Here is a 9,731-nt window from a genome sequence, read left to right as displayed (position 1 = left end):
GGTTCACGGTGCTGGGGCTGGGGTTGTGTGTGATCGTTCCGCAGACGTTCGCGGCGGCGGGGCGGATGTTCCCGGGGGCTTCGGACGCGGCCGTCGCACGGCTCAACATCTTCAACTATGTGGGCTTTTTGATCGGTTCGCCGCTGGTGGGCGGGCTCGGGGACGCGTGGAACTACCGCGGGGCCATGCTCGTTCCCATGGTGTTGGTGCTCGTGACCTTGTTGTACGCCCGTTCCTTCGCCCCGGGGACGGACCGATACGGTGACGGGCATGAGCGGCCGCGCACAGCTGATGTGGGACGAGGCAGTAACGGGCTATGACTTCGGCCCGGGTCACCCCATGGACCCGGTCAGGCTCGGGCTGACCCGAAGTCTCATCGGTGCCTTCGGTCTTGACCAGGAGCTGGATGTGGTCGCGGGCAAGCGTGCCGGTGATTCCACGCTGCGGCTCGTGCACCGCCAGGACTATGTGGACGCGGTCAAGGCCGCTTCCGCCGATCCCGCGTCCGCGCGCGGGGAGTACGGCCTCGGGACGGAGGACGATCCGGCCTTCGCGGGGATGCACGAGGTGTCGGCGCTGATCGCCGGGCAGTCGGTCGGTGCGGCCGAGGCGGTGTGGCGCGGGGGCGCGCTGCACGCCGTGAACTTCGCGGGCGGGCTGCACCACGCGATGCCGGGCGCCGCTTCGGGATTCTGTGTGTACAACGACGCGGCGCTGGCCATCGCGCGGCTGCTCGAACTGGGCGCCGAGCGCGTGGCGTACGTCGATGTCGACGTGCATCACGGGGACGGTGTGCAGGCCGCGTTCTGGGAGGATCCGCGGGTTCTGACGATCTCGCTGCACGAGCATCCGAGGACGCTGTTCCCGCAGACCGGGTGGCCCGAGGAGACGGGTGCGGACGGTGCGGGCGAGGGGTCCGCCGCGAATGTCGCGCTGCCGGCGGGCACCGGGGACGCGGGGTGGGTGCGGGCCTTCCACGCCGTGGTGCCCGAGCTGCTCGCGGAGTTCAGGCCGCAGGTCCTGGTCACACAGCACGGGGCGGACACGCACTTCGAGGATCCGCTCGCGCATCTGGCCGTGTCGCTGGACGCGCAGCGTGCCGTGCAGGTCGCCTGCCACGAGCTGGCCCATGAGTACGCCGAGGGGCGTTGGGTGGCTCTCGGGGGCGGTGGGTACGCCGTGGTGGATGTGGTGCCGAGGTCGTGGACGCACCTGGTCGGGATCGCGGCGGGGCGTCCCGTGGAGCCGACGGCGGTGATCCCGGAGGCGTGGCGGCAGGAAGTCTTCGCGCGGACCCGGCAGTTGGGGCCGGGGCGGATGACGGACGGGCGGTGGCCCGTGGAGTGGAAGGGCTGGGAGTCGGGGTACGACCCGGCGGACCGCCTCGATCAGGCGGTGCTCGCGGCGCGGCGTGCGGCGTTCCCGTTGCGGGGGCTGCTCGCGTAGGGCGTAGAGGCGCGTGCGCGTCCGGAGGACGGGGTGTGTCACGGGTCCGTGTGTGCGTGTCCGGGGCTGGGGTGCGTCACGGGTCCGTGTGTGCCAGGAGTCCATGTGAGCCGGGGGCTGTGCCTCAGGGGCCTGTGCGCGAGGTGTGGGGCGAGGGGCCCGATTATGCCCGCGTTAGCCCAACTGTGGGGGTTTTCCGGGGTTTTTGAGGTTCGCCGTGCCCCGATGCGCCAGCATCGGCAGGGTGTTGAGCACCGGCGCCCTGCGTGCGCATCTGTTGGCGGCCCGGTTGGCCGGGCCGGTGGCCACCTCGCGGGAAGAGAGTCTGCGGAGCTACCGGCTCTTCGCGGCCCGTGACCCACGGATACTGCTCGGGCTCGACCCGGAGTGGAGCTGGGGGCCCGGTGATCTGCTGGGTCTGATGGCGGACAAGTGCGGGGTGTCCGCCGACCCCCGGCACACCTCGGGGGTCGACGTCATCGATCCGGAACGGACGCTGTCGGCGCTCGACGCCTTCGCGGAGCGGCTCGCGGAGGCCGCGCGGAAGCGGCTTCCGGTGCTCTTCGGGACGGGTCATCCGCACCGGCTTCTCGGGTTCTACGCCGCGTTGGCGGACGCGTTGTCGGCGGCCGGATGCACCGTCCTCACCCCCGCGCAGGGCAACAGTGTCGACATAACGACCCGGTTCGGCCTACGTACGTACAACCTTGACTACGTACAAGGAGTCGCGCTGGTGCGCGAACCCGGCGCGCGTCCCACGGGGAGTGAGACCGGCGCACACACCCACTCACCACTGCCGGTTCGGGCCGTCCTGGACGCCGCCGCGGAGGCCGGCGGACCGCTTCCCGGGCTCGTCGTCGGCGACCACGGCTGGGTCTGCGGAGCAGGTCAGCTGGGGTTTGAGGCGATCGGTCTGGCGGATACGGACGATCCCGCGCTGTTCGTCGGAGAGGCCGAGGGGCAGGTGTCCGTCGTCGTTCCGCTTGATGACGCTGTGCGGTCTGATTACTACCGACCGCTTACTCGCTATGTACTCAATCGAGCGTGTCTGTCACAGTAGGCGGCCGATGGCTACTCCTCTTCCCCACTCGCATCATCCGCCCCTAGTCTGGGGAGTGAGCGCACAGCGACGAAGCGTCACCGGAAGGGGAAGCCGGTGCCCGTCATGTGCGGAAGGTTCAGGTGGGGTGTCATGGCTGCAGACCAGAGGCCGCTGAACGAGGTTCAGTTTCTGACCGTGGCGGAAGTCGCCTCGGTGATGCGAGTGTCCAAGATGACCGTGTACCGCTTGGTGCACAGCGGTCATCTGCCCGCCATCCGGGTCGGGAGGTCCTTCCGGGTCCCGGAGCAGGCGGTTCACGAGTACCTCCGCGAGTCCTACGTGGGGGTGGAAGCAGGTTGAGCGAAGGGCCTCCGGCCCCTCGCGCAGGGGTCATGGCCCCTCGATTACGTCCCTCACGCGGGGACGGGTAGGCTAGGCCGACGTAGGTCGTGTGGGCCCAGTCTGCTGCCCCGCACCGAGTGAAGAGAAGTGAGCGAGGGTAGTCGTGGGCTCTGTTATCAAGAAGCGGCGTAAGCGGATGGCCAAGAAGAAGCACCGCAAGCTGCTGAAGCGCACTCGCGTTCAGCGTCGCAACAAGAAGTAAGCGACGCTGCGACAGCGCGTATCGAAGCCCTCCCACCGGTCGGTGGGAGGGCTTCGGCTGTTCTCGGAGGGGCCGCACGGCACCCGCGGGACGGGCGGTACTTGAGGGGCGGGCGGTTGGTCCGTACGTACTCCTGTGTCCGTCGTCACTTCCCGCAGCGCACGGTCATCACAGCGCAACATCCACCCGCTAGCGTGGGCCGGGACACAGTCGACGGTGAGCGGCGAGGGTTGGGGAAAGGCAGGCGCTGATCTTGGGCAAGGTCGTGCTCGTGACCGGGGTGGCCCGACAGCTGGGCGGACGGTTCGTCCGGCGCGTCCAGCGAGATCCCGACGTCGACCGCGTGGTCGCCGTCGACGCGGTCCCGCCCGAGCACCATCTGGGCGGCGCCGACTTCGTCCAGGCCGACATCCGGCAGCCCGCGATCGCCAAGGTGCTCGCCGAGTTCGGCGTGGACACCGTCGTGCACATGGACGTGACGGCCACCGCGCTCGGCGGCCGCGGCGGCCGGGGCGGACGCGGCTCGGTCAAGGAGACCAACGTCATCGGCACCATGCAGCTGCTCGGTGCCTGCCAGAAGTCGCCGACCGTGAAGCGGCTCGTGGTGAAGTCGAGCACCAGCGTGTACGGCTCCGCGCCCAAGGACCCCGCGGTCTTCACCGAGACCACCCCGCCCAAGTCGCTGCCCAGCGGCGGCTTCGCCAAGGACACCGTCGAGGTCGAGGGCTACGTGCGCGGCTTCGCGCGCCGCCGCCCGGACGTCGCGGTGTGCGTGCTGCGCTTCGCGAACATCCTGGGGCCCGCCGCCGACTCCCCGCTCGCCGAGTACTTCTCGCTGCCGGTCCTGCCGACCGTGTTCGGCTACGACCCGCGCCTGCAGTTCGTCCACGAGGACGACGCGGTCGAGGTGCTGCGACTCGCCTCGCACGACCCGCAGCGCGGGACGCTCAACAGCGGCACGTTCAACATCGCGGGCGACGGCCAGCTGCTGCTCTCGCAGTGCTCGCGGCGGCTCGGCCGCCCCACCGTGCCCGTGTTCCTGCCGGCCGTCACCTGGGTCGGCTCGGCGATGCGCACGGTCGGCATGACGGACTTCTCGCCGGAGCAGATCCGGCTGCTCACGCACGGCAGAGTCGTGGCCACCCGGCAGATGCGCGAGACACTGGGGTTCGTGCCCAAGTACACGACCGCGGAGACCTTCGCGGACTTCGTGCGCAGCCGGGGTCCGGGACTGCTGCCGCCAGGTGCCCTCGCGGGGGCAGTCGACCGGATCGCCGCGCTGCCCTTCGCGGGTGGCAACCAGAGCGCCAACTGAGGAGAGCGTCAACGATGGCGGACGCCAAGGTCATTCCGTTCGACGACGACCGGTCGCGCGCGGGCGCGCAGCGCACGTCGCGCCGCAGGCCCGCGCCCCGGCGCAAGGGCGACCCCGTGGCCGGGGTCAAGGCACTGCCCGGACAGCAGGACGGACCACGGGAGGGGGAGCCGCGGGCGGAGCGCACGGAAGCGGCGGCGCCGGCGCCCGAGCCGCGCGGCTCGGGCGGCTGGGACCGGCGCATCGCGGGCGGCCTGGCCTTTCTGCGCCGGCGCCTGACGGGTGAGTACGAGGTCGACGACTTCGGTTACGACGAGGAGCTCACCGACCAGGTCCTGATGTCGCTGCTGCGCCCGTTCTACGAGAAGTACTTCCGGGTGGAGGTGAAGGGCATCGAGAACATCCCCGCCGACGGCGGGGCGCTGATCGTCGCCAACCACTCCGGGACGCTGCCGCTGGACGGCCTGATGATGCAGGTCGCGGTGCACGACAACCATCCGCAGGGCCGGCATCTGCGGCTGCTCGCCGCCGATCTCGTCTTCATGCTGCCGGTCATCAACGAGCTCGCCCGCAAGGCCGGGCACACCCTGGCGTGCGCGGAGGACGCGGAGCGCCTCCTGGAGCGGGGCGAGCTGGTGGGGGTGATGCCGGAAGGCTTCAAGGGCATCGGGAAGCCCTTCAGCGACCGCTACAAGCTGCAGCGGTTCGGCCGCGGCGGCTTCGTCTCGACGGCGCTGCGGACGGGGTCGCCGATCGTGCCGTGCTCGATCGTCGGGGCGGAGGAGATCTACCCGATGATCGGCAATGCGAAGACGCTGGCGCGGGTGCTCGGTTTCCCGTACTTCCCGATCACGCCGACGTTCCCGTGGCTGGGGCCGCTGGGCGCGGTGCCGCTGCCGACGAAGTGGACGATCCAGTTCGGCGAGCCGATCCCGACGGACGGCTATCCGCCGGAGGCGGCGGAGGACCCGATGCTGATGTTCAACCTGACGGATCAGGTGCGGGAGCAGATCCAGCACTCGCTGTACAAGCTGCTGGTGCAGCGGCGGTCGGTGTTCTTCTAGGTTCTTCTAGGTTCTTCTAGGCGTGTTTCCGCCGTGTTCTTCCCGCGGCGCTCGTCCCACGCGTCGGGGGCGCTCTCCTCATGAGGAGAGCGCCCCCGACCACGTACCCGGGAGGACTACTTCACGTCCTCGCCGTCGATGCCCAGCTCCGGGAGCAGACCGGGCAGCAGCGGCGGCAGGGTGACGTCCGGCTCGGCCGAGTCGTTGCCCCCCTGGCCGGGCTTGCTCTTGCCGTCCGAGGGCGCCGGGGACGTCTTCTCGTCCGGCGGGTCGAGCAGGCCGCCCGAGGTGCCGCCGAGGAGTCCCTCGTCCTGGCTGCGCGAGGTGGACGGCTTCGGCTTGCTGTCGGTGCCGGTCCCGCCGTCGTGCGAACCGCCTCCGCCGCCCGAGGGGCGGGAGGAGTGCCGGCCGGTGTCCTGGGAGCCGGTGGGCCCCTGAGAGCTCCGGCCGCCGGTGCCGCCGCCCTTCTGGGGGGCGCGCGGCAGCAGGGAGCGCAGCGGGTCGACCTCTTGGTCTATGGCGTCGAAGACCGAGTCCACCTGCTCGCGCACGTCGCCCAGCTGCACGGGGAGGCGGCCCTGGAGGTCGCTCCAGCTCTCCCGGTGCGACTGGGAGAACGCGGACAGCGCCTGGATGGGGCCGAGGGAGCCGTCGCGCTGGTAGGCCTCGTAGAGCAGGCGGTGCGCTTCGGTGGCGTCGTGCCGCACGCCGGACAGGGCGCGTCTGATCTCACCGAGGGACTCGTGGTCGAGGGTGCCCGAGCGCCCGCGCTCCATGAGTCTGCGCGCCTCGTTCAGCCGGGTCGACGCCTGGTCGAGGTAGATCTGGCCCCGGTCGGCGTCGTCGTCGGCCATGCCCAGCTTGAGGTCTTCCATGCCGCGCTTGAGCCCGTACAACGAGTCGCCCGGGAGGGCGTCGGAGCTGGCGGCGGCGACTCCGCTGAACGCGCCCGCGGCGACGCCGACGGTCAGACCGCCCGCCGCGATGCCCTTGGACAGGCGCGAACGCGGCCGCAACTTCCGCAAGGAGGCCGCGCGGTGGGCGCCCTTGCGGGAGCGCTGCTCGGGCACCGACGGACTGCCGCCCTCCTGGAACATGGCTTCCATCGCGGCCACGAGCTGGGCGCGCTGGACGACCTTGACCTCGGGGTCGAGGGCGGGCTTGGGCAGCGCGTCGAGACCTTCCGCCAGGGCCAGCATGCGGCTCTGCTCGGTGGGTTCGCCGCGGGCCGCGGTGGTTTCGGGGGACTCCACGGATGCGGCCGCGGCCGCGGGTGTGGACGCGGAGTCCTCGGACTGCTCGGCCGCCGGGTCCTGGTCGGAAAGCTCCTCCAGGGCCTGGGCGAAGGCGTTCGCCCGCCGGTGGGCCGATACGTTCGCGATCACTGGCGGCACCTCCTCTCGTCATGACGGTCGACTCCCCAGGGGGTCCTGAGGGTTGCATCTCCTGAACATTTCCACACGATCGGGTGAGCGAGTGGAGTCTCCCCTGCTCATTAAGGGCCAGGGGAACATCAGGTAGCGACCACAGGGAGCCTGCATCCCGCACAACGAGCGTCGCGGCACTTGGGTTACGGACGAAAGATGATCGGACCGCGAAGAATCGGCGAACCGCCGTGACGGCCATCTGGCCGCCACGGAAGGTGAGTTGGGCACTACTCCCCGCTAGCGGGCGTCGTCCGGGAGGAGTCGTGCGAGCGTGCGCACCGCGCGGTACTGGAGGGTCTTGATCGCGCCCTCGTTCTTGCCCATGACCCGGGCGGTCTCGGCGACGGAGAGGCCCTGGAGGAAGCGCAGGGTGACGCACTCCTGCTGCTGGGGGTTGAGGCGGCGGACGGCTTCGAGGAGCGCCGCGTTCGAGAGGGACTCCAGGACGGAGTCCTCGGGGCTGCGCTCGACCTCGTTGGCGTCGAGCATTTCGCCGGTGGTCACTTCGAGGCGGAAGCGGCTCGACTTGAAGTGGTCGGCGACGAGATTGCGGGCGATCGTGACCAGCCAGGCGCCGAAGTCGCGGCCCTGCCACGTGAAGGTGCCGATGCGGCGCAGGGCGCGCAGAAAGGTCTCGCTGGTGAGGTCCTCGGCGGTCGCCTTGCCGCCCACGCGGTAGTAGATGTAGCGGTAGACGGTGTCGCTGTACTGGTCGTAGAGGCGGCCGAAGGCGTCGGACTCGCCCGCCTGGGCGCGCTCGACGAGGTCCATCATGCGGGCGCTGTCGCTGTCCGCGGCGGGACGGCGGGGGGCGGGGGCCGAGGCGGCGGCGGTGGTGCCGCCGGAGCGAGCTCGTCTGCTCACCGTCGCACCGCCGTCCGCCAGGGCATAGCAGGGCCCCGCGGGCGCAGGGGCGGCGAAGGAGGCGACGGCGGGGACGGCGTACGCGGTGGGGACGAAGCCGCGCAAGCGGTCGATGACCGTTGCGCGCAGCGTAGCCAGGCCCGAGGCGTCAACCCCGACGTGTGGGTACACGGGACTCCCAGAGGCAGAGCTTCCATCACGTGCAGTGCGGGACCGTTCACCCGTCGTAGCGACGTGCGGGGTCCTTTATGCGTCTGAGGAGAATAACGCTTCGTACAGGCAGCGCTACACCCAGTTGCTCAAATCATCGATTACGTCGCTTCTGTTACCGATTGAAGCCCGATCAAGTACCGGAGAGTGAACGGTTGTTGATCGGATTAGTTCGCATTCCGGCGTGGCGCGGGGCGTGTTGTGGCCGAGTTCAACCAACGTGACTGGCGGGAGGCAGGGCGGGGTAGGACCGAGAGAATGTTCAGTGCCTGCCGCACTCAGTGACGGCACCCGGCGCGATCGGTCACGGTGTCCGGCACGGGCGGTGACGGGGCCGGCTGCCGCCGGTCCCGGTGTCGGGCGCGGCCGCCGGCCGCGTGCGCGGCGGTCAGTGACGGCGGCGGTGCAGGGCGATCGCCGCGGCGGTGCCGCCCGCGAGCGCGCCGACTCCCGCGGCGGCCGGAATGCCGACCTTCGCAGCCTTGCGGCCCGTGCGGTAGTCCCGCAGCCGCCAGTCCCGCTCGCGCGCGTGCTTGCGCAGCTTGGCGTCGGGATTGATCGCGTACGGATGTCCCACGAGCGAGAGCATCGGGATGTCGTTGTGCGAGTCGCTGTACGCGGCGCAGCGGCCGAGGTCCAGGCCCTCCGCGGCGGCCAGGGCGCGCACGGCCTCGGCCTTCGCGGGGCCGTGCAGGGGTTCGCCGACGAGCTTGCCGGTGTAGACGCCGCCGACGGACTCGGCGACGGTGCCGAGGGCGCCGGTCAGGCCGAGGCGGCGGGCGATGACCGTGGCGATCTCCACCGGGGCCGCGGTGACCAGCCAGACCTTCTGGCCGGCGTCGAGGTGGGCCTGGGCGAGGGCGCGGGTGCCGGGCCAGATGCGCTCGGCCATGTACTCGTCGTAGATCTCCTCGCCGATGGACATCAGCTCGGCGACGCGGTGGCCCTTGACGATGGACAGCGCGCTGTCGCGGGCGTCCTGCATGTGCTCGGGGTCCTCGACGCCGGCGAGCCTGAACCACGCCTGCTGCCAGGCGAATCGGAACAGCTCCTGGCGCTCGAAGAACTTCCGCTTGTACAGGCCGCGGCCGAAGTGGAAGATCGAGGCGCCCTGCATCACGGTGTTGTCGAGGTCGAAGAAGGCGGCGGCCTTGTCGTCGCCGACGACGGGGAACTCCGGTTCCTTGGGCTCCTCGTCGGGCGCGGCCCGTTCCGCGAGTTCCTCCAGCTCCTGGGAGGACTTGCGCGCTGCCTCAGCCGAGGCCTCGCCTGCCAACACGCTCCGCGCCGTGGCGGAGCGCCTACGGGGGGTGAGCCATCCGAGAGCGGCCATGCGGTGAGCATAGCTAGTTCGTTCGGTCGTTCCGGAGTCGGTGGGATTCCACCCTGTGAACTCTCCGCGACCGCACCGTTAAACAGCGCTCACACGCGGTGCCCGCCGGGCGCGTCGGCGGGGCGAGAATAGGGGGCATGAGCCCGATTTTTCGCCGTACGGAGAAGAAGAAGCCCGCGGAGCGGACGGTCACCTTGATCGGAAAGCCCGGCTGTCATCTGTGTGATGACGCACAGCTGGTGATCGAGAAGGTCTGCGGCGAGCTGGGGGCCGCGTGGGAGAAGAAGGACATCACACAGGACGAGGAGTTGCATCGGGCCTACTGGGAGCAGATCCCGGTCGTCCTGGTGGACGGGGAGCAGCACACCTTCTGGCGCGTGGACGAGGAGCGGCTGCGGCGGGAGCTGGCGGGGTAGCGCGATCGCG

11 protein-coding genes are annotated in these 9,731 nt (G+C 70.4%); 8 read left to right on the top strand and 3 right to left on the bottom strand.

Going from position 1 to position 9,731, the window contains the following annotated elements:
• From AOK22_RS15125 to AOK22_RS15100, 7 genes are all read left to right on the top strand, one after another.
• On the top strand, window positions 1–320 hold a 320-nt coding region (locus tag AOK22_RS15125), incomplete at its 5' end, for an MFS transporter (RefSeq protein ID WP_157872240.1).
• Window positions 271–1,446, top strand: a complete 1,176-nt coding sequence (locus tag AOK22_RS15120; RefSeq protein ID WP_055699161.1) for an acetoin utilization protein AcuC — start codon at window positions 271–273, stop codon at window positions 1,444–1,446. The genes AOK22_RS15125 and AOK22_RS15120, both read left to right, overlap by 50 nt.
• Before the next feature lie 244 nt (window positions 1,447–1,690).
• The gene (locus tag AOK22_RS15115) at window positions 1,691–2,506 is read left to right on the top strand and encodes a phosphatase (RefSeq protein ID WP_055699168.1); all 816 of its coding nucleotides are present in this window, start codon (window positions 1,691–1,693) and stop codon (window positions 2,504–2,506) included.
• 132 nt (window positions 2,507–2,638) lie between these two features.
• Entirely contained in the window at window positions 2,639–2,848 is a 210-nt protein-coding gene (locus AOK22_RS15110) for a helix-turn-helix domain-containing protein (protein WP_157869005.1), read from the top strand.
• Window positions 2,849–2,993: 145 nt separating this feature from the next.
• A complete protein-coding gene (locus tag AOK22_RS39725) occupies window positions 2,994–3,092 on the top strand; it encodes a 30S ribosomal protein bS22 (protein WP_003948845.1) in 99 nt (32 codons plus the stop codon).
• Between the two features lie 253 nt (window positions 3,093–3,345).
• Window positions 3,346–4,407 carry an NAD-dependent epimerase/dehydratase family protein gene (locus AOK22_RS15105; protein WP_055699160.1) on the top strand — a complete coding sequence of 354 codons (1,062 nt, stop codon included), beginning with the start codon at window positions 3,346–3,348 and terminating at the stop codon, window positions 4,405–4,407.
• A gap of 14 nt (window positions 4,408–4,421) precedes the next feature.
• Entirely contained in the window at window positions 4,422–5,471 is a 1,050-nt protein-coding gene (locus AOK22_RS15100) for a lysophospholipid acyltransferase family protein (RefSeq protein WP_055699159.1), read from the top strand.
• Between the two features lie 116 nt (window positions 5,472–5,587).
• Here AOK22_RS15100 and AOK22_RS15095 read toward each other — a convergent pair whose 3' ends face one another.
• From AOK22_RS15095 to AOK22_RS15085, 3 genes are all read right to left on the bottom strand, one after another.
• Window positions 5,588–6,856: a DUF5667 domain-containing protein gene (locus AOK22_RS15095; RefSeq protein ID WP_055699158.1), complete on the bottom strand. Its 1,269-nt coding sequence runs from the start codon at window positions 6,854–6,856 to the stop codon at window positions 5,588–5,590.
• Between the two features lie 279 nt (window positions 6,857–7,135).
• The gene (locus AOK22_RS15090) at window positions 7,136–7,933 is read right to left on the bottom strand and encodes an ECF subfamily RNA polymerase sigma factor, BldN family (RefSeq protein WP_055699157.1); all 798 of its coding nucleotides are present in this window, start codon (window positions 7,931–7,933) and stop codon (window positions 7,136–7,138) included.
• A 427-nt stretch (window positions 7,934–8,360) separates the two neighbouring features.
• The gene (locus AOK22_RS15085) at window positions 8,361–9,305 is read right to left on the bottom strand and encodes an HAD family hydrolase (protein ID WP_055699156.1); all 945 of its coding nucleotides are present in this window, start codon (window positions 9,303–9,305) and stop codon (window positions 8,361–8,363) included.
• Window positions 9,306–9,442: 137 nt separating this feature from the next.
• Between AOK22_RS15085 and AOK22_RS15080 the strand changes: the two genes are divergently transcribed.
• The gene (locus AOK22_RS15080) at window positions 9,443–9,721 is read left to right on the top strand and encodes a glutaredoxin family protein (RefSeq protein ID WP_055699155.1); all 279 of its coding nucleotides are present in this window, start codon (window positions 9,443–9,445) and stop codon (window positions 9,719–9,721) included.
• Window positions 9,722–9,731 lie beyond the last annotated feature (10 nt).

The sequence above is a fragment of the Streptomyces silaceus genome (assembly GCF_001419745.1).
Lineage (GTDB): Bacteria > Actinomycetota > Actinomycetes > Streptomycetales > Streptomycetaceae > Streptomyces > Streptomyces silaceus.
This window is presented reverse-complemented; position numbering and strand designations above follow the sequence as displayed.

Coding starts and splice junctions, on each gene's coding strand:
- AOK22_RS15120 (WP_055699161.1), top strand. CDS start 271: ATGAGCGGCCGCGCACAGCTGATGTGGGACGAGGCAGTAACGGGCTAT.
- AOK22_RS15110 (WP_157869005.1), top strand. CDS start 2,639: ATGGCTGCAGACCAGAGGCCGCTGAACGAGGTTCAGTTTCTGACCGTG.
- AOK22_RS15100 (WP_055699159.1), top strand. CDS start 4,422: ATGGCGGACGCCAAGGTCATTCCGTTCGACGACGACCGGTCGCGCGCG.
- AOK22_RS15085 (WP_055699156.1), bottom strand. CDS start 9,305: ATGGCCGCTCTCGGATGGCTCACCCCCCGTAGGCGCTCCGCCACGGCG.
- AOK22_RS15080 (WP_055699155.1), top strand. CDS start 9,443: ATGAGCCCGATTTTTCGCCGTACGGAGAAGAAGAAGCCCGCGGAGCGG.